The organism is Kitasatospora sp. NPDC058444, from assembly GCF_042721415.1.
Taxonomy (GTDB): Bacteria; Actinomycetota; Actinomycetes; order Streptomycetales; family Streptomycetaceae; genus Kitasatospora.
Window position 1 is genome coordinate 19,665 of the sequence record NZ_JBHXLL010000063.1, and the last position, 19,242, is coordinate 38,906.

14 protein-coding genes are annotated in these 19,242 nt (G+C 74.9%); 3 read left to right on the plus strand and 11 right to left on the minus strand.

The window, feature by feature from the left end:
• Positions 1-5: 5 nt before the first annotated feature.
• From mycP to ACFWP2_RS37000, 4 genes are all read right to left on the minus strand, one after another.
• The gene (mycP, locus tag ACFWP2_RS36985) at positions 6-1,292 is read right to left on the minus strand and encodes a type VII secretion-associated serine protease mycosin (RefSeq protein ID WP_380460007.1); all 1,287 of its coding nucleotides are present in this window, start codon (positions 1,290-1,292) and stop codon (positions 6-8) included.
• Positions 1,293-1,392: 100 nt separating this feature from the next.
• On the minus strand, positions 1,393-1,683 hold the full coding sequence (locus ACFWP2_RS36990; RefSeq protein WP_380460009.1) for a WXG100 family type VII secretion target: 291 nt from the start codon (positions 1,681-1,683) through the stop codon (positions 1,393-1,395).
• Positions 1,684-1,800: 117 nt separating this feature from the next.
• Positions 1,801-2,106, minus strand: coding sequence for a WXG100 family type VII secretion target (locus ACFWP2_RS36995; protein WP_380460011.1), 306 nt, complete (start codon positions 2,104-2,106; stop codon positions 1,801-1,803).
• A gap of 184 nt (positions 2,107-2,290) precedes the next feature.
• Positions 2,291-3,976, minus strand: a complete 1,686-nt coding sequence (locus ACFWP2_RS37000; protein WP_380460013.1) for a type VII secretion protein EccB — start codon at positions 3,974-3,976, stop codon at positions 2,291-2,293.
• A gap of 387 nt (positions 3,977-4,363) precedes the next feature.
• Between ACFWP2_RS37000 and eccE the strand changes: the two genes are divergently transcribed.
• From eccE to ACFWP2_RS37015, 3 genes are all read left to right on the plus strand, one after another.
• On the plus strand, positions 4,364-5,584 hold the full coding sequence (gene eccE, locus ACFWP2_RS37005; protein WP_380460015.1) for a type VII secretion protein EccE: 1,221 nt from the start codon (positions 4,364-4,366) through the stop codon (positions 5,582-5,584).
• A complete protein-coding gene (locus tag ACFWP2_RS37010) occupies positions 5,584-6,351 on the plus strand; it encodes a hypothetical protein (RefSeq protein ID WP_380460017.1) in 768 nt (255 codons plus the stop codon). The genes eccE and ACFWP2_RS37010 overlap by 1 nt, the downstream gene beginning before the upstream one ends.
• A 131-nt stretch (positions 6,352-6,482) precedes the next feature.
• Positions 6,483-8,663, plus strand: a complete 2,181-nt coding sequence (locus ACFWP2_RS37015) for a MinD/ParA family protein (protein WP_380460019.1) — start codon at positions 6,483-6,485, stop codon at positions 8,661-8,663.
• A 74-nt stretch (positions 8,664-8,737) separates the two neighbouring features.
• Here ACFWP2_RS37015 and ACFWP2_RS37020 read toward each other — a convergent pair whose 3' ends face one another.
• The 7 genes from ACFWP2_RS37020 to infB all read right to left on the minus strand — a co-directional run.
• Positions 8,738-9,682, minus strand: coding sequence for a bifunctional riboflavin kinase/FAD synthetase (locus ACFWP2_RS37020; protein WP_380460021.1), 945 nt, complete (start codon positions 9,680-9,682; stop codon positions 8,738-8,740).
• A gap of 65 nt (positions 9,683-9,747) precedes the next feature.
• Positions 9,748-13,407 (minus strand): serine protease, encoded by a 3,660-nt coding sequence (locus ACFWP2_RS37025; protein ID WP_380460023.1) that lies wholly within the window; start codon positions 13,405-13,407, stop codon positions 9,748-9,750.
• A 192-nt stretch (positions 13,408-13,599) separates the two neighbouring features.
• Positions 13,600-14,529 carry a tRNA pseudouridine(55) synthase TruB gene (gene truB, locus ACFWP2_RS37030; RefSeq protein ID WP_380460025.1) on the minus strand — a complete coding sequence of 310 codons (930 nt, stop codon included), beginning with the start codon at positions 14,527-14,529 and terminating at the stop codon, positions 13,600-13,602.
• A 35-nt stretch (positions 14,530-14,564) separates the two neighbouring features.
• Positions 14,565-15,668, minus strand: coding sequence for a bifunctional oligoribonuclease/PAP phosphatase NrnA (locus ACFWP2_RS37035; protein ID WP_380460027.1), 1,104 nt, complete (start codon positions 15,666-15,668; stop codon positions 14,565-14,567).
• A 2-nt stretch (positions 15,669-15,670) separates the two neighbouring features.
• Positions 15,671-16,111, minus strand: coding sequence for a 30S ribosome-binding factor RbfA (gene rbfA, locus ACFWP2_RS37040; RefSeq protein WP_380460029.1), 441 nt, complete (start codon positions 16,109-16,111; stop codon positions 15,671-15,673).
• A 153-nt stretch (positions 16,112-16,264) separates the two neighbouring features.
• Positions 16,265-16,561 carry a DUF503 domain-containing protein gene (locus ACFWP2_RS37045; protein ID WP_030289887.1) on the minus strand — a complete coding sequence of 99 codons (297 nt, stop codon included), beginning with the start codon at positions 16,559-16,561 and terminating at the stop codon, positions 16,265-16,267.
• A gap of 151 nt (positions 16,562-16,712) precedes the next feature.
• Positions 16,713-19,242, minus strand: a 2,530-nt coding sequence (gene infB, locus ACFWP2_RS37050; protein WP_380460031.1) for a translation initiation factor IF-2, incomplete at its 5' end; no start/stop codon positions are given.

A 19,242-nucleotide genomic window follows, 5' to 3' on the forward strand; every position in this document is an offset into this window, starting at 1 on the left:
GGGCGTCAGTCGGCGGACTTGCGCCGGTGGTCGCGCAGCACCGTGCCGCCGCCGATCAGCAGGGCGATCAGCAGCGCGCCGACGCCGAGGACGTACGTCGCGGTGCGGCCGTCGCGGTCGGCCTGGGTCTCGCCGAGGCCCACCGGGCGGGGCACGATCGGCGCGGCGGCGAGCTGCACCGGGGCGTCCGGGACGGGCGCGAAGGGCGCGTCGACGGGGGCCTTGGTGACGGCCTTGACCGGGTCCACCACGCCCCAGCCGATGAACGTGTCCGGGTCGCGCTGGGTGCGCTGCGCGCTCTGCTCGATCCAGGCCCGCACCTGGGCGGCCTTCCAGTTCGGATGGGCGCCCCTCAGCAGCGCGGCGAGACCGGAGACGTACGGGGCGGCGAAGCTGGTGCCGTTGTCCACGCACTGGCCGCCCCCGGGCACGGTGGACAGCATGTCGACACCGGGCGCGGCCACCTTCACGAAGCTGCCGTACTGGGAGAACGGCGCGCGCTCGTTGTTGCGGTCGGAGGCGCCGACGGCCAGCACGGTCGGGAAGGCGCCGGGGTAGGTGTCGCCCTCCTTGCCGTCGTTCCCGGTGGAGGCGACCACCACGACGTCGTTCGCCTCGGCGTACTCGACGGCGGCCTTCAGGTCCTGGTAGCCGCCGAAGCGGGCGTCGCCCGCGCCGCGCACGTCCTGGGAGATGTTGATGACCCTGGCGCCCTTGCCGACCGCTTCCCTGATCGCCTGGACCAGGGTGGAGACGTCGCCGTTGCCGTCGCTGTCGTTCTGCCGGATCGAGAGGATCTGGGCGTCGGGGGCCAGTCCGACGAAACCGGTCTGCTTGCTGACGCGGGCGGCGATGATGCCGGCCACCTTGGTGCCGTGGCCGACCGGGTCCTCGGTGGACGCGCCCTTGATCGGCTCCTTGGTCTCCCGGTTGACCAGCAGGTTGGAGCCCGCCTGCACCTTGTCGACCATCTGCTTGCCCTCGGGGTCCGCCCGGACCTGGCCCAGCAGCTGCTGGTTGCCCTGGTCGACCCCGGTGTCGATGACCGCGACCTTCACGCCCACGCCGGTGGTCTTCCCGTCCTGCCACAGCTCGTTCAGCAGCAGGCGCTGCAGCGACCACGGCACGGTCTGCACGTCGGGCGCGGGCTTGGGGCAGTCGCCGGCCGCGGCCAGCCCGGGCCCGCTCTCCGCGTACGCCGGGGCGGCGAGCGGACCGCCCAGCACCGCGAGCGCGGCGAACGCCGCCGCCGCCTTCCGGTACCCGTGTCGGGACACCCTGCCACCCCTCATGTCGTCCACCCGTGTCGCGCGTCGGGGGCGGGTGCCCGGAATCCGGGTACCCGCCCCCTGCTGTCCCCTACGGAACGCCGTTCCCTACGGAACCCGAACGTCAGCCCCAGAGCTTGGCGTTGGCGTCCTCGGTCGTCCGGTAGCTCTGCGCGGCCTGGTCCAGCGAGGTCGCGATCTGCGTGCAGGTCTGCTGGAGGTCGGCGGCGCGGGCGTCCCACTGCGCCTGGTGGGCCTGGTAGCCCTGCTGGGCGGCACCCTGCCAGCTGGCGGCGATGCGGGTGACGTTGCCCTTGAGGTCGTTCAGCAGGTGGTCGATGCGGCTCGCCGAGGCCTTGACCTCCTCGGACGCGTGGTGAACGGTCTCGAAGTTGACGAGAATGTGGTCGGACACGGTGTCTCCCTTGAGGATGCGGAGCGCCACGCGGTCAGCGGCGGGCGCTCCGCAGAGCGGTGGATCAGGACAGAACGGCGGTCGGCGCGGGTGCGACGATCAGCGCGGATGCGGTGATCAGCCCTGGGCCGAGGAGAACATCGCCTTCTGCTCCTCTTCGGTGCTCGCGTAGTGCTTGGTGGTCAGCTCGATCGCGTGCTTGATCGCGGTCAGCGACTCCTTGAGCTTCGCGATGTCCTCGTTGACCCGGTTCTGCAGGTTCGTGTAGGCGCTCGCGGCCTGGCCCTGCCAACCGCTGGTGATGCCGGAGACCGTGCTGATCAGCTTGGTCCGCTCGGCCTCGATCTTGCCGATGGCCTCTTCGATCTGCTTGGCGAACGCCAGCATCTCCTGCGCGGTCATCGTGAACTGACCCTGAGCCATGCTCCACCGTCCCCCATGAGACAACATTCTTCTGCGCACGGACGGCCCTCGCGGGCCTCCCGCCACATCACCCGTGTGATGTCCAGCAGCACTGTAGTCGGCACACGCAGCTCGCCCAACACCGATCACTGACTAGTTACCAGACCATGACACTGGTGCCAATTCGGTTGCCGTGCCTGGCCGGTCAGGCGTTCTGCGGCTGGGCGGCGCTCTTCGCCGTCAGCGGCGGGCCGGCCGGAACCAGGTCCGACCACTCCTTCGGCACGGGCAGCGGCTGGACGCCCTGGTAGCCCAACCTGGCCTGGTTGCCGCCGGGTTCCTCCTGCTGCTGGCCGGGGTCCTGGGCGGAGGCCCCGGGCGCCGGCGTGGCGGTGGCCTGCGGGGTCGGCGGCTTCGCGGCACCGCTCTGGCCGGGCTGCGGCGAGGCGCCGGGGCGCGGGCCGCCGTCGGTGTTGGACGGGACGGAGTAGCGCAACCCGGTCTCGGTGATCAGGAAGTCGGTTCCGGAGCCGGCGGCCGCCTTGTCCAGCGAGCGGTAGAACAGCCCGTGGCCGGGGGTCACGTACGCCGCCCCGGCGCCGTTGTTGTACGACGCGGGGTACGAAGTCCCGGCCCAGACACTGCGCTTGGCCGTCGTGCCGTCCTCGGCGACGCCGTCGTAGGTGCTGCACACGACCATCCGGGCGTCCTGACGGTCCTGCTGGTTGTTCACCGGCGCGCCGGTCTTCAGCGGCCAGTCCACCACGGTGCCCTTCAGGGCGACGTCGCCGCCCCACTGGGCGTTGTCGGCCGGGGTCATCTCGTCGCTGCGCGGCTTCTTGTCCTGGTCGTACTTGTAGAGCATCTGGTACGCCGGGTTCTGCCGGATCAGCTCCGCCTGGAACGGCGTGACCAGGTAGAGCTGCTCCTTGCCGACCACGTAGTGGCGGTCCTGGTAGTGCACCAGCCGGCCGACCCGGCGGTCGGCCTGGTTGCTCAGCTCCACCTTGGAGTTGGCGCCCTGGCTGTCGGCGACCCCCTCGACCGCCGGGAAGGTGATCGGGGTGGCCTTCACCAGGGTCTCCAGCCACTCCCGCTTGACCCGCTGCGGCACCGCGTTGGGCCCGAACACCGCGGTGATCAGCGCCTTGCGCTCCTTGTCGTCCGACTGCGGGGAGCCGATCAGGTGCTTGCGGCCCTGCGCGTCGACCAGGTACACCTCCGCCCCCGCGGCGGCCGGCTGACCCGGCACCGGCGCGGCCGAGACCTGCTGCTCGTCGGCCTGCTGCACCAGCAGCAGCTGGTCCGGTCCGAGCATCCGGTCCTTGGCCGCCAGGTTCGCCGCGTCCGCACCGGCCGCCACGAACACCGCCTGGTTGACGGTCTCCTGCTTGTCGTCCGAGCCCGGGCGGTCGCACACCGCCCACTTCATCGGCTTGTCGGCGTGGTCCGTGGTCGGCAACTTGTCCGGCGCGTACGGGATTCCGATCGTCGGCCCGTGGTTGGGGTACCGGTCGAGCACCCCGTCGTCCACCACCACGACCTTGGCGCCCGCGGGCAGCACCAGCCGCGCCGAGGACATGTTGAGCACCTGGTGCAGCCGCCTGGTCTTCTTGTCCTGGTCGAGGAGCACCACGTACCGGGTGGTGGACTGCTTGCCCTGGATGATGTTCTTGCCGTCGTCCCACTTCACCGGCGCGCTCGGCTTGAAGACCCCCAGGATCCCGAACCCGGCCACGAACACCGCCCCGGCCAGCACACTCGGCAGCACCGCCTTCACCGGACGCGGCGCGTCCTCGTCGCTGCCGCCGCCGGCGGGCAGCAGGAAGGCGCCCACCGTGCGCTTGCGGGCGAAGGTGTACGCGTTGAGCTCGTCCCGGCGCGATGCCATACCTCGTCGTCCCCCTTGTCAGACGTTGTCGGGCGTTGTCAGACCGACCGGCCCCGTGGTCACCCGCCGGGCACGAACCGGCGCGAACCCTCTACGATGCGGCAGCAGACGGTGAGTACGGTACGGGTACGGTCCGCGACACAGCCAGCCGGGCCGCGACAACGGATCAGAGAGGGCCACCGGGGGATGCCAAGCCAGACCGCTCCAGGACGCCGCCGCAGTGCGGGCGGCGGGAGGTCGCGCCGGGCCGGCCGGGCGCAGCACAGCGCACCGGCGGCCGAGACGGGAACGGGGACCGGGACCGCCCGGCCCCAGCCGACCGGAAGCGGGGGCGGCGGGGCCGTCCAGGTCCGGATCAACCCCCGACCGGGGCTGCTCGGTGGGCGGTTGAAGCTCCAGCAGCTCGTCCTGGTCGAGGTCGCCGCGGCCCTGGTCGCGGTCGGCTGGACGATCAGCCGCCCGGTCGCGGCCGGCTTCGGCGCGGTCGCGCTGGTGCTGCTCGTGCTCGCGCTCCTCCCGGTGCGCGGCCGCACCGTCCCCGAGCTGCTGCGGGTCCGCGCCGCCCTCAAGTCCCGCCGCAAGCAGGCCAGGACGCTGCTGCCGCCGGCCGGCACCGACCCGGCGCTGGCGCCGGCGCTGGAGCTCGAACCGGGGCTGCGCACCTGCACCCACGCCACCGAGGCCGAGTTCGGCGGCCGCCCCGTCCGCCGGGAGACCGGCATGGTCGGCGACGGCACCTTCCTCAGCTCGGTGCTGCTCGTCCAGGCCAAGGACCAGCCGCTGCGGCCGGTGCGCACCGCGCTGCCGCTGCCGCTGGACGTGATCTGCTCGGCGCTCACGGTGGACGACATCACCCTGGAGTCGGTGCAGCTGGTCCAGCACACCCAGCCCGCCCCGGCCCCGCACCTGCCCGAGCAGTCGCTGGCCGCCCGCGCCTACCGCGAACTGCCGGACGGCACCTCCACCCCCGGGCTGCGGCTGACCTGGATCGCCCTCAAGCTCGACCCGGAGCGCGCGGCGACCGCCGTCCGGGCCCGCGGCGGCGGCGAGGAGGGCGCCCGCAAGGCGCTGCAGCGGGTCACCGACCAGCTGGCCGGCCGGCTCAACAGCGCCGGCTTCAACGCGACCGTCCTGGACGAGCGCGAGCTGATCGCCGCACTGGCCATCTCCACCTGCGCCAACCCGATCGCGGTGGCGGGCCGTCAGGGCACCGGCAGCGGCGGCGGCACCACCCGCCGCACCCAGGAGGGCAACCGGTTCTGGCGGATCGACGACCGCTGGCACACCACGTACTGGATCTCCCGCTGGCCGCAGCTGAGCCGCCCCGGCGGCGCCCCCGGCCGGATCGCCGCACCGGACCTGGTCAACCTGATCACCGGCTCCCCCGCCCTCGCCAGCACCTTCAGCCTGACCGCCGGACACGGCACCGGCGGCTCGGTGACGGTCAGCGGGCACCTGCGGGTGACCGGCCGCAACGAGAGCGAGGTCGGCCAGATCGGCCGCCAGGTCGAGACCCGGGCCCAGAGCACCGGGCTCGGCCTGGTCCGGCTCGACCTGGAGCAGGCCCCCGGCATGCTCGCCACCCTGCCGCTCGGAGGGGCTTCCTGATGGCGTACCAGACCTACCCCACCGCCGGACCGCAGCCCGGCGCCGAGCAGCGCCGGGCCCGGCCGCGGATCCTGCCCGGGTTCGGGCTGCGCGGCCCGCGCCGGGAGAAGCACGTGCTGGAGCCGGCCGACCTCGCGTCGCTGGCCTTCCCGGTCGGCGACGACGGCGTGGTCATCGGCGTCGACCCGCAGGGGCTGCCCGCGGTGCTCGGCCTGTTCCGCCCGACCTCGTACGACCTGGTGCTGGTCGGCGGCATGTGGACGGCGCAGGTCATCGCGCTGCGGGCGGCCGCGATCGGCGCCCGGGTCGCCGTGGAGACCGCCCGCGGACAGCTGTGGGGCCCGATGGCCCAGGCGGCCGGCGGCGGCCAGCCGTGCGTGACGATCCACCAGGTCGGCCGGCTCGGCCCGCAGGGCGCCTCGGTGGCCTCGCCGGTGCTGGTGGTGCGCGACCTCGGCGCCCGACCGCCACGAAGCCGGCTCTCCGCCGCCCCCTGGCAGACCACCCTGACCCTGCTGCCCTACCTGGGCCCGAACGCCTCCCGGGTGCTGAACGCCGCCGACCTGGTCGGCGTGCAGCGGATCTCGCCGCAGGAGGCGGAACTGACCGGCCGGGTCCTGTCCCTGCCGCCGGAGGACGTGGCCGCCCTGCCCAGCCTCGGCGACGACCTGACGCTGTGGGCGACCAGGATGCGCCGTCAGTACGTACGGGCCGTGGCCGGACAGGCCGAACAGCAGGTGCTCGGCGGGCCGCGCCGGATGAACTGAGCAGCGGCTCGCCGCACCGGGCGGACCGGCGGGGAAGCGAAGCCGCCTTCAACGGGGGTTGCCGTACGGCCTAGTCTTTGATGCGGCAACGGCACCGCTGAACAAGCGGCGGCGAACACGAGGGAGCCAGAGTGAGCAGCGATCGGGACGGCGTCTACGTCGGCGACAACGCGGCGGAGGACGACGACGACTGGTCGGACGCGCCTGACTACACTCCCCCGTCCTGGTACGTGCAGACCGAGCCGGCGGCGGGTGCGAACGCACCCGCTCCGGGCGCTTCGGCGGCTCCGGGCGCTTCGACCGCTCCGGCGGTTTCGGCTGCCTCGGCCGCCGCGGCACCCGGCGCCCCGGCGCCCGCCGCCGCACCGGCGCAGGTCCCGCAGGCCCAGGCCCCTCAGCCCGCTCCGGCGCAGCAGGCCCAGGCCCCGGTGCCCGGCCAGGCCGCGGCCCCGGCCGCCGAGGCCGAGCCGCCCGCCGCCCCGGCTCCGGCACCCTCGCCGGCGCCCGCTCCCACGCCCGCTCCCACGCCCGCGGTGCCCGCTCCGCCGGTGCAGGCCGAGGCGCAGCACGTCCCGTTCCCCGCGCCCTCCCCGACTCCGCCGGTCGCCGAGCAGCCGCAGCCCGGCGCCCCGGCCTGGCCGATGCCGGAGGCGGCGGCGCAGCAGCCCGTCCCGCAGCCCTACCCGGCGCCTGGGCCCGCCGCGACCGCACCGCCCGGGCTGACCGGTCAGCCGGGTCAGTCGCAGAACTTCGCACAGCCGCCCGTCCAGCAGGCCCCGCCACAGCTCCCCCAGGACCCGCAGGGCCCGCCGGCGGCCTGGGACCCGCAGGCCGCGTGGGCGGCCCAGCAGGCTCAGCAGGCCCAGCAGGCTCAGCAGGCACCGCAGCCCGCCGTCCCCCAGCAGCCCGGTCCGGCGCCGCAGCCCGGTCCGGTGGACCCGCGCCAGGGCGGCTGGCCGCAGCCCGCCGCGTACCAGCAGCCGGCCCAGCCGCAGCCCGGTCCGCAGGGCCAGCCCCTGCCCGGACAGCCCCTGCCCGGACAGCCGCAGCCGGGGCAGCCCGGACAGCCGTGGCAGCAGCAGCCGCAGGCCCCGCAGCCGAGCGCGTTCCAGCAGGCCGCCGCCCCGCAGCAGACCGCGCACGGCGCGCCGCTCGGCTACACCGCCGCCGTCGAGCTGTCCTCGGACCGGCTGCTGCGCAGCCAGCCCAAGCAGCAGCGCCAGCAGCCGCGCTTCCAGTTCGGCGGCAAGGCCGCGGCGGCCGAGAAGACCCGCAAGCTGGAGATCATCCGCACCCCGGTGCTGAGCTGCTACCGGATCGCCGTGATCAGCCTCAAGGGCGGTGTCGGCAAGACCACGACCACCACCGCGCTGGGCGCGACCCTGGCCAGCGAGCGCCAGGACAAGGTGATCGCGATCGACGCCAACCCGGACGCCGGCACCCTGGGCCGCCGGGTCAAGCGCCAGACCGGCGCGACCATCCGCGACCTGGTGACGGCCATCCCGCACCTGCGCAGCTACATGGACATCCGTCAGTTCACCTCGCAGGACCTGAACTCGGGCCTGGAGATCCTGGCGAACGACGTCGACCCGGCGGTCTCGACCACCTTCAACGACTCGGACTACCGCCAGGTGATCGACGTGCTGGGCCGCCAGTACCCGATCATCCTGACCGACTCCGGCACCGGCCTGCTGTACAGCGCGATGCGCGGGGTGCTGGACCTGGCCGACCAGCTGATCATCGTCTCCACCCCCAGCGTGGACGGCGCCTCCAGCGCCTCGACCACCCTGGACTGGCTCTCCGCGCACGGTTACGCGGACCTGGTGCAGCGCAGCATCACGGTGGTCTCCGGGGTGCGCGAGACCAGCAAGATGATCAAGGTCGAGGACATCGTCGCGCACTTCCAGACCCGCTGCCGCGGCGTGATCGTGGTGCCGTTCGACGAGAGCCTGGCGGCCGGTGCCGAGGTCAACCTCGACATGATGCGGCCCAAGGTCCGCGAGGCCTACTTCGATCTGGCCACCCTGGTCGGCGAGGACATCGTCCGGGCCCAGCAGGCCGCCGCCCAGCAGGCCGGCTGGCAGCAGCAGGCCCAGGCCCAGCCCGGCTACCCCCAGCCGTACGCCGACCCGCAGCAGCCCCAGCCGTACCCGCAGCAGGCCGGCCAGCCCGCCCCCGGGGCGCCGTGGGCCCCGCAGCCCGGCCAGGTCCCGCCGCCCCCGCCCGGCTACGGCTACCCGCAGCAGCCCGCTCCCGGGGCGCCCTGGGGACAGCAGCCGGGGCCGGGCTACGGCTACCCGCCGCAGCAGTGAGACAGCGGAAGGGGGCCCACCGACCTGGTGTCGGTGGGCCCCCTTCCGCTGTCGCGGCGCTCGGACCCAGTCGGTCAGACGCCGTCGGTCAGCTCACGGGCCCGCTTGACGTCGTCGGCCATCCGGTCCAGCAGCGCGTCGATGGAGTCGAACTTCTCCATCCCCCGCAGGTAGGCCAGGAAGTCCACGGCCACGTGCAGCCCGTACAGGTCCAGGCCGACCCGGTCGATGGCGTAGGCCTCCACGGTGCGGGCGGTGCCGTCGAAGGTCGGGTTGGTGCCGACCGAGATCGCCGCCGGCATCCTCTCGTCCTGCGCGGTCAGCCAGCCCGCGTACACGCCGTCGGCCGGGATCGCGCTGTGCGGCACGGTCTCGACGTTGGCCGTCGGGTAGCCCAGCTCGCGGCCGCGCTGCGCGCCGCGCACCACCACGCCCTCGACCCGGTGCGGACGGCCCAGCACCTCGCCCGCGCCGGCCATGTCCCCGGACTCGACCAGCCGGCGGGTCAGGCTGGAGGAGAACGGCTCGCCGTCCCCGGCCGTACCGCACACCTGGAGGTCGATCACCTCGACCTCGAAGTCGTCCGCCCGGCCCAGCTCGCCGAGCAGCGCGACGTCCCCCGCGGCCCGGTGGCCGAAGCGGAAGTTGGGGCCCTCGATGACGACCCGCGCGTGCAGCGCGTCCACCAGCACCTGCCGGACGAAGGTCTCCGGGGACTCCTTGGAGAACTCGGTGGTGAACGGCAGCACCAGCACCGCGTCCACGCCCAGCTCCGCGATCAGCTCGGCGCGGCGCGGGTGCGGCGCGAGCAGCGGCGGGTGGCTGCCCGGGCGGATGACCTCGCGCGGGTGCGGGTCGAAGGTCACCACGACCGCCGGGATCCCGAGTTCGCGGGCCCGCTCGACCGCCCGCCCGATGATCAGCTGATGTCCGCGGTGCACCCCGTCGAACGAGCCGATGGTGACGACGCTGCGTCCCCAGTTCCCGGGGATCTCCTCCAGGCCACGCCAGCGCTGCACCTGACCGCTCCTTGTTCCGTACGGTGCGTACCCTCTGTACGCTCAAACGCTCAAAACCCGAACCCCTATAGCGTGCCATGCGCCTGCCCCGGCTCAGGCACCGGAATACGGGTTGAGCCCACCGAGGGCCCCGCCGCCCGCCCTGACACGGCCCGCTCGGCCTCGGCGGCGGCGTACTGAGGGTCCCGTCCGGCCGCCACCAGGGCCCGCATCCGGGCCAGCCGGGGGCCGTCGGGGGCGGCCGGAGCGGCACCGGACGGCCAGCGGGCGAGCAGCCGGGCGAAGGCCGCCGACCGCCCGGCGCAGCGCACCAGCAGCTCGTCCGCGCCCGGCAGCCCCGGGGTGGCCCGCGCCAGTACCGCCCTGGCCCGGGCGGGGTTCTCGGCCGCGCAGTGCTCGGCGAGCCGCTCCACGGCGGTGGTCAGCACCGCCGGGTCGGCCTCGGTGGCGAGCAGGGTGTCCAGCAGTTCGCAGCGCAGCGCGTCCGCCGCCGGGTCGGCCACCGGGACGGACAGCACCTCGGCGAACGGCCGCCGGACCGCCGCGCCGCGGGCGGCCAGCGCGACGCCGAGCAGCACCCGCAGCTCCAGCCGGTCGGCCGGGCCGACGGCGGCGGCGCGCCCCAGCCGACGGCCGAGGTAGTCGACGGCGACCGGACCGGCCGGCGCCGGGTCCGCCCGCAGCAGCCCGGCCGCCAGCTCGGCGCCCCGCCGCACGGCCGCCGGGGCGGTGGCGTCGGCCAGCACCCGCAGCGTCTCGGCGAGGGACCCGCCGGGGGCGGCCCACCGGTCGACGAGCGCGGCCAGGACGGGCTCGGGGTCGCTCTCCAGGGCCGGGGCGAGCGCCCTGGGGGTGAGGAAGACGTCACCGCCGGCCCGGAACCGGGCGAGGGCGGCCGGCAGGTACCCGGCCCTGGTCGCCGGATCGCCGACCAGCAGCGCCAGCGCGGCCCCGTGCAGGCCGGGCTCGTCCTCCCGGGCCAGCAGGGTCAGCGCGGTGTACCGCAGGAGCTCCGCTCCGGCACCGGAGGCGTACGGGGCGGTCCCCAGCGCGTGCACGGCGGCCGCGACGTGCCGTTCGGCCCGCCGGTCGTGGCTCCAACGGTCCACCGCCCGGCAGAGCGCGGACGGCTCCTCGGCGGCGAGCACGGTGAGCAGGGCGTCCGCCCTCGGGTGCGCGGCGGCGGCCAGCGCGTCGGCCAACTCGTCGAGGGCGAGCCGGCGGTGGGCGTGCAGCAGGTCGTGGGCGACGTCGGCGACGGTGCGGCCGGGCCGCCCCGGAAGACCGCGCTCGTCCTCGAACCAGGCGCAGAGCAGCGGGAACACCGCGACCGGGTCGGCGCGCAACCGCTCGGCCGCCACGGCGAGGTAGCGCTGCCCGGGGCCGTCGGCGGGCAGCAGGCGGCGCAGCAGGGCGAGTTCGGCCTCGACGGGCAGGCCGAGACCGGTCCAGAAGTCCGGGCCGAAGCGGCCGAGCCCGGCCGCCGGGAGCGCCGCCGCGCCCGCCGGGCCGGCCCGTTCGGCGATCCGGGACGCCAACTGGTCGAGCAGCGCCCGGTGTTCGGCCGGGTCCGGACCGACGGCCAGGCCCGCGGCGAGCAACCGTGCCGCCCACCAGGCGGGTTCGCTGCCCGGCGGGCGAAGGTCCAGGGCGCGCCAGATCCGGTGCAGCCACGGGTCGAGGGCGCCGGCGCCCCAGGTCTCGGCCACCCGGCGCAGCGCGGCGACGACCGGGCCGATCCGGTGCCGGGGGACGGCGTTCGCCCCGGCGGCCGGCTCCCCCGCGCGGTGGCCGCCGGGCTCCTCCGGCTCCCCGGCGGGCCCGGGCGGGGTGTCCTCGGCCTCGCCGAGCAGCAGCCCCAGCGCAGCGTCCAGATCCAGGTGCCGGCCCTGCAGCCAGTCCGCGAACTCCCCGTGCGCGAACCGGAATCCGGGCCCGGCCGGGACGAACAGGCCCTCGGCGAGCACCGCCGTGGCCCAGCCGCCCTCGGCCGGGAACAGCTCCTCGAAGACGGCGCGGTCCAGCCCGCCGCCCGACCGGCTGCCGAGCATCCGCCGGGCCGCCTCGTGCACCCGCCCGGCCACCGCCGCCGCCAGCCGGCGCTCCCGCCGGCGCCGCGGCCCGCCCGCCCGCACCGCGCCCCGGCGGTGGGCGCCCGGGCGGCGCGGCCGGCCGTCCTCGGCCAGCCGCTGGGCCACCCGCAGGCAGCGCAGGTCCAGGAAGGCGCCGAACAGTTCGCCCCGGCGCACCGGCCCGTCGTGCAGCCCCTGGGCCCACAGCTCCCCGGCCAGCCGGACGGCCAGCGGGTGCCGGGCGTCCTCGGCGGCGGCCGGGCGGCCCGGGGGCAGCCCGTACCGGCGGCGCACCCGCTCGGCCGCTTCGGGCGGCAGCGGGCCGAGCCGCTGTGCGGACAGGCTCGGCCCGCCCGGGCTGCGGCCGTCCATCCGCACGGTGGGGGCGCTGCCCAGGTCGCCGAGCGGGTGCGGCTCCGCCGTGGGGCGGGGGCCGGGGGTGCCGCTGCCCCAGGTCTCGGCCGCGAGCAGTTCCCAGAGCTCCTCCCCGCAGGCGGTCAGCAGCCGGGCCCCGCAGCCGGTCAGCCACTGGCCGGCGCCGCGCAGCCAGCGCGCGTCCACCGGCAGCGGGGCCTCCTCGGGGCCGTCCAGGACCACCAGCAGCGGCCGGCCGGCCGCCGCGCAGAGCGCCGCCACAGACTCGGGCGCGGGCGCCGGGGTGCCGAGTCCGGCCGCGGCGGCGGCCAGCGCCCGCTCCACCGGCTCGGCGAGCGAGCGGTCCCCGGCGTGCAGGTCGGCGCCGCGCAGCCAGAGGGTGGGCCGTGGGTGGGCGCCGCCGTGGCGGCGGGCGGCCAGCGCGGCCAGTTCGGTGGTGCGGCCGCTGCCGGGGGCGCCGACCAGCACGGTGACGGTCGCGGCCGGCTCGTCCCCGGCGAGGCCGTCCGGCCGGTCCACCCGGTCGGCGGCCAGGTGGGCCACCCGCCCCGGTCCGGCGCCGGCGGCGGTCACCTGGGCGGCGGTCAGCCGCAGCACCCCGGCCAGGTTGAGCGCCGGTCCGTAGCCGGGCACCGCGGCCGCGTTGGCCGCCAGGAGCCCGGCCAGCACCTCCGCGGCCTCCGTCCCGCCCGCCGGCCCCGCGCCGACCGGCCGGCCCGCCCCGACCGCCACCGCGGGCAGCGCCCCGCCGTGCCGGGGCCCGCCCACGGCCGGGGCGGCCAGCGCGACCACCGCCCCGCTGCGGGCGTCCAGGACCGGCGAGCCGGCCGGGACCGCGACCCCGCCGACCACCGGCACGTCCAGCAGCAGCACCCCGCCCAGCCGGTGCCCGCCGTACGCCGCGCCGGTGACCCCGAGCAGCCCGCAGCGCAGCGCGACCACCCGGCCGTCCTCCCCCGCCAGCGCGGGCAGCAGCACCTCCCGCACGGCCGTGACGGCGGCCAGCGGCAGCGGCGGCACCGGCAGCCCGCCGACCGCCTCCGTGCGCAGCAGGGCGAGCCCGTGCTCGGGCAGCGCCAGCACGGCGTCCGGCCCGAGCACCCTGGTCTGCCCGCCGGGGGTGTGCAGGACGATCCGGTCCAGGCCGGCCACGCTCTCGTGCGCGGTGAGCACGCCCCCCGGCGGGTCGGCGACGAACCCTAAGCCGTGCAGCCGTCCGTTGAGGTCGCGGATCCGCAGCAGGTACCGCCCCGGATCGCCCTCCGGAAACCCCGGCATCTCGTGCCCCCTCGGCCGTCGCTCACCCGCTGTCCGGAGCCTGCCCGCCGGAGCCGGGGCCCGACCGCGCCCGCGCCGCTCACCACGGGCGTTCACTCCGCGCGCTCCCTCGCGCGGGTGAAGGGGATCCGGAAACGGCGGAGCCCCCGTCGGGATGACTCCCGAAGGGGGCTCCGAACGGCGGCGGGGCCGTCAGCCGACGAAGACCGCGACCGGCTTCGCCTGCCCGTCCTTCTCCTCGACCAGCGCGAGGAAGCGCCCGTCCGGCCCGAACACCGCGATCGGACCGTCCACGCCCAGGCCGGGCGCCCTCAGCCGGGCGCCGTGCGACAGCTTCTGCGCCGAGGCCTCGTCCAGGTCCCAGCGCGGGAAGGCGGCCGCCGCGGCCTGCGCGATCGGCAGCACCTCCAGCCCCTTGGCGGCCTCGCCGGTGACCTCGGCCTCCAGCTGCTCCAGGGTGCGCGCCGACTCCACCGAGTACGGCCCCACCTTGGTGCGCCGCAGCGCGGTCAGGTGCCCGCCGACGCCCAGCCCGGCGCCCAGGTCCCGGGCCAGCGCCCGGATGTAGGTGCCGGAGGAGCACTCGACGGTGACGTCCAGGTCGATCACCGGCGTGCCGTCCTCGGCGACCGCCGCGCGCTGCTCGTGCACGGTGAAGGAGTGGATCGTGGTCGGCCGGGCCGCGAGCTCGAAGTCCTCGCCCTCGCGCACCCGGGCGTACGAGCGCTTGCCGTCGATCTTGATCGCGCTGACCTTGGACGGCACCTGCATGATCTCGCCGGTGAGCGCCGCGATGCCGGCGTCGATCGCCTCCCGGGTGACGGCGTCGGCCGGGGTCGAGGAGGTCACCTCGCCCTCGCGGTCGTCGGTGACGGTGGTCTGGCCGAGCCGGACGGTCGCCTCGTAGGTCTTGGCGGTGAGCATCAGGTGGCCGAGCAGTCGGGTGGCCCGCTCGAGGCCGATCACCAGCACGCCGGTGGCCATCGGGTCCAGGGTGCCGGCGTGCCCGACCTTCCTGGTCCCGGCCAGCCACCGCAGCTTGGCGACGACCCCGTGCGAGGTGATGCCCTCGGGCTTGTCGACGATCACCAGGCCGTCCGGGCCGGTGCCTTTGCGCTTCATCGGGTTCTTTCTCTCAACAACATCAGCAGAGATGATCAACGTACCGGCCGCAGCGCGCCCCGGAACCGCTCGACCACCGCGACCACGTCCTCCCGGACGCTGAAGCCGGCCGCGTAGACGTGCCCCCCGCCGCCCAGTTCGGCGCAGGCCGCGGCGACGTCCACCACGCCCTTGGAGCGCGAGGAGCCGCGCAGCGTGCCGTCCGGGTCCTGCTTGAGCACCAGCGCCACCTCGGCCTCGGCCGGGCGGCGCAGGATGTCGATCAGTCCCTCGATCTCCTCGACCGTGACGCTGAACAGCGCGAGGTCCTGGTACGGCACCCAGGTCCACACCAGTCCCAGGCCGTCGGCGGCCTCCGGCTCGTAGACGGCCCGGTCGAGCGCGCCCGCGAGCACCTTGAGGTAGCCGAAGGACGAGGTGTCCCACAGCTGCCGGGAGATCAGGTCGTGCCGGATGCCGGTGGCCAGCAGCCGGGCGGCCAGCTCGTGGGTGGCGGGCGTGGTGGCCCGGTACTTGAACGAACCGGTGTCGGTCGCGACACCGGTGTAGAGACAGGTCGCCAGCTCCTGGTCCAGTTCGACGCCGAGCCGGCGCAGCAGTTCGTCGACCAGCACGGCCGTGGCCGGAGCGGTCGGGTCGATCAGCTGGTGGGTGCCGAAGCCCGGGTTGGAGGCGTGGTGGTCGAACACCGCCAGGACGGGCGCGGCGAAGGCCTTGTCGTGCAGCAGTCCGAGCCGGCTCTCCGCGGCCACGTCGAAGCAGAGCACCAGCTCGGGCACGTCCGGCACCTCGGCGGCCGGCACGATCAGCTCCTGGCCGGGCAGGAAGGCCAGCGACTCGGGCACGATCTGCGGGTCGTCGCCGAAGGAGACCCGCACCTGCTTGCCGAGCGCGCGCAGCGCCAGCCCGGCCGCCAGCGAGGAGCCCAGCGCGTCGCCGTCCGGGCAGATGTGGCAGATCAGGTCGATCGAACGGGCCCGCCCGATCTCCGCCACCACCTGCTGCCAGAGCAGCTCGAACCCGCTCTCCTCGGTGCGCGGGCCCGGGAGCGCCGCGAGGGCGTCCTCCACCGTGGTGGTGGAGGACGCCCCCGTGGTCGATCCGGCTCGCGAGGCGGCCCGCGCCGGCTCACCCGCCATGACTACTCGTCCTCGTCGTCACGCTCGGCCGCCGGGACCCGGTACGGGTCCGCGTCGCCGGCGTAGCTCGCCCCCGCGGCCTGGGTGCGCACGGCGGCGTCCGAGGTGCGGGCCCGGTCGAGCAGGTCGTCGATGTTCCGGGCGTTGTCCGGCAGCGCGTCCGCGACGAAGGTCAGCGTCGGGGTGAAGCGCACACCGATCTTGCCGACCTCGGAGCGGATCACGCCCTTGGCGCTCTCCAGCGCGGCCGCGGTGGCCTCGCGCTCGGTCTCGTCACCGAAGACGGTGTAGAAGACGGTGGCCTCGCGCAGGTCTCCGGTCACCCGGGTGTCGGTGATGGTCACGAACCCCAGGCGGGGGTCCTTGATCCGCCGCTCCAGGGTCTGGGCGACGACCACCTGGATGCGGTCGGCGAGCTTGCGCGCCCTTGCGGTGTCGGTCACGTTGCCTCCTCGTGCAGTGGGCCCGGTACCCGGGCGAGCTGCGCACCCGTCGGGGCCCACGCCCCAAAGTACCGGCCCGCGCCCGGCCTTGCGGGCGCTCTCGGTCCTGATCCGTGTGAGAACGGCGACTTCCGCCGCCCGGCTCCACGGACCTCATTCATCGTCGTCGTTGTGGTAGCGCCTCCTCGCGGAGAGGAGTTGCACCTCGGGGCGGCCGGCGACCAACCGCTCACAGCTGTCCAGGACCTCGGTGACGTACCCGGCTTCGCCGGAGACCACCGCGAGGCCGATCTCGGCCCGGCGGTGCAGGTCCTGGTTCCCGGTCTCGGCAGCGCACACGCTGTACTTGCGCTGCAGTTCGGCCACGATGGGCCGCACGATCGAACGCTTCTCCTTGAGCGAGTGGACGTCGCCCAGCAGCAGGTCGAAGGTGAGTGTTCCCACGAACATGTATGACAGGTCTCGCCGACCTGGAAGGCCTCGGGGAGCAGCCCGGAACCGGGCTGGCACCGCTGTGTCTGACTACTCCCGGACCCTACACAGCGAGACCGGGGCCGGTCGACGGAAATACCACCCGTCGACCGGCCCCGGCTGACACCGACTAGGCGCGCGGCTTCTCGCGCATCTCGTAGGTCTCGATGACGTCCTCGACCTTGATGTCGTTGAACGACCCCAGGGTCACACCGGCCTCGAAGCCCTCGCGGACCTCGGTCGCGTCGTCCTTGAAGCGGCGCAGACCCTCGATCGAGAGGTTCTCCGCCACGACCTTGCCGTCGCGGATGAGGCGGGCCTTGGCGTTGCGGCGGATGATGCCGTCGCGGACCAGGACACCGGCGATGTTGCCGAACTTGGAGGAGCGGAAGACCTCGCGGATCTCCGCGGCGCCGAGGCGCACCTCCTCGTACTCCGGCTTGAGCATGCCCTTGAGGGCGTTCTCGATCTCCTCGATCGCCTGGTAGATGACCGAGTAGTACCGGACGTCCACGCCTTCCTTGTCGGCCGCGGCGCGCGCACGGCCTTCGGCGCGCACGTTGAAGCCGATGATGATGGCGTCCGAGCCCATCGCCAGGTCCACGTCGGACTCGGTGATGGCACCCACACCGCGGTGCAGGACCCGGAGCTCGACCTCCTCGCCCACGTCCAGCTTGACGAGGGCGTCCTCGAGGGCCTCGACCGAACCGGAGACGTCACCCTTGATGATGAGGTTGAGCTGCTCGATGGAGCCGGCGGCGATGGCCTTGTCCAGGTCCTCCAGGGACACCCGGACCCGACGCTGCGCGAAGGCGGCGTTGCGGTCGCGGGCCGAGCGCTTCTCGGCGATCTGACGGGCGGTGCGGTCCTCGTCGACGACGATGAAGCTGTCGCCGGCGCGGGGCACCGAGGTCAGACCGAGCAGCAGCACCGGACGGGACGGGCCGGCCTCGGAGAGGTTGTTGCCGTTCTCGTCCAGCATCGCGCGGACGCGGCCGTAGGCGTCGCCCACGACGATCGAGTCGCCGACGCGGAGCGTACCGCGCTGCACGAGCACGGTCGCCATGGCGCCGCGGCCCTTGTCCAGGTGCGCCTCGATGGCGATACCCTGCGCGTCCTGGTCGGGGTTGGCCCGCAGGTCCAGCGAGGCGTCCGCGGTCAGGACCACGGCCTCCAGCAGCTGGTCGATGTTCAGGCCCTGGCGGGCGGAGATGTCGACGAACATGGTGTCGCCGCCGTACTCCTCGGCCACCAGGCCGAACTCGGTCAGCTGACCGCGGACCTTGGTCGGGTCGGCGCCCTCGACGTCGATCTTGTTGACGGCGACCACGATCGGCACACCGGCGGCCTTGGCGTGGTTCAGCGCCTCGACCGTCTGCGGCATGACACCGTCGTTGGCCGCGACCACCAGGATCGCGATGTCGGTGGACTTGGCACCACGGGCACGCATGGCGGAGAACGCCTCGTGACCCGGGGTGTCGAGGAAGGTGATCGGACGCTCTTCGCCGTTCACCATCGTCGCCACCTGGTAGGCACCGATGTGCTGGGTGATGCCACCGGCCTCGCCGGCCACCACGTTGGACTTGCGGATCGCGTCCAGCAGGCGGGTCTTACCGTGGTCGACGTGACCCATGACGGTGACGACCGGCGGGCGCGGGGCCAGCTGGTCCTCGTCGCCCTCGTCGGCGCCGAAGTCGATGTCGAACGACTCCAGCAGCTCGCGGTCCTCGTCGTCCCGGCTGACGATCTCCAGCTGGAAGCCCATCTCGCCGGCCAGCAGCTCGAGGGTCGCGTCGGAGACCGACTGGGTCGCGGTGACCATCTCACCGAGGTTGAACATGACGGAGACGAGCGCGGCCGGGTTGGCGTTGATCTTCTCCGCGAAGTCCATCAGCGAGGCGCCGCTCGACAGGCGAACGGTCTGGCCGTTGCCGCGAGGCAGCATCACACCGCCGACGGACGGGGCCTGCATGGCCTCGTACTCCTGGCGCTTCGCCCGCTTCGACTTGCGACCGCGAGCCGGGCGACCGCCCGGGCCACGACCGAAGGCACCCTGCGTGCCACCACGGGCACCCGGGCCACCGGGACGACCGCCGAAGCCGCCGGGACGCGGGCCGAAGCCACCGCCACCGCCGGGAGCGCCGCCACCCGGACGCGGACCGCCGAAGCCACCGCCACCGGCCGGACGCGAGCCCGGACCGGCCGGACGGCCCTGGAAGCCCGGACGGGCGCCACCGGCACCCGGACCACCCGGACGGCCACCGGGGCCACCCGGACCACGGCCACCCGGACCCGGACGCGGGCCGGCCGGACGCTGCGGCATCATGCCCGGGTTCGGGCGCGGCATGCCGGACGGGGTCGGGCCGCCGGGACGCGGCGCGGCCGGACGCGGCATGCCGTCGGGACGCGGGGCACCACCCGGACGGGGGGCACCGGCACCCGGAGCACCGGCGGGACGCGGACGGTCGCCACCGGGACGCGGGGCGCCACCGGCACCCGGAGCACCGCCGGGACGCGGACGGTCGCCACCGGGACGCGGGGCGCCACCGGCACCCGGAGCACCGGCGGGACGCGGACGGTCGCCACCGGGACGCGGGGCGCCACCGGCACCCGGAGCACCGGCGGGACGCGGACGGTCGCCCCCGGGACGCGGGGCGCCA

Coding starts and splice junctions, on each gene's coding strand:
- mycP (WP_380460007.1), bottom strand. CDS start 1,292: ATGAGGGGTGGCAGGGTGTCCCGACACGGGTACCGGAAGGCGGCGGCG.
- ACFWP2_RS37025 (WP_380460023.1), bottom strand. CDS start 13,407: ATGCCGGGGTTTCCGGAGGGCGATCCGGGGCGGTACCTGCTGCGGATC.
- ACFWP2_RS37045 (WP_030289887.1), bottom strand. CDS start 16,561: ATGTTCGTGGGAACACTCACCTTCGACCTGCTGCTGGGCGACGTCCAC.
- ACFWP2_RS37010 (WP_380460017.1), top strand. CDS start 5,584: ATGGCGTACCAGACCTACCCCACCGCCGGACCGCAGCCCGGCGCCGAG.
- ACFWP2_RS37035 (WP_380460027.1), bottom strand. CDS start 15,668: ATGGCGGGTGAGCCGGCGCGGGCCGCCTCGCGAGCCGGATCGACCACG.
- ACFWP2_RS36995 (WP_380460011.1), bottom strand. CDS start 2,106: ATGGCTCAGGGTCAGTTCACGATGACCGCGCAGGAGATGCTGGCGTTC.
- truB (WP_380460025.1), bottom strand. CDS start 14,529: ATGAAGCGCAAAGGCACCGGCCCGGACGGCCTGGTGATCGTCGACAAG.
- ACFWP2_RS37000 (WP_380460013.1), bottom strand. CDS start 3,976: ATGGCATCGCGCCGGGACGAGCTCAACGCGTACACCTTCGCCCGCAAG.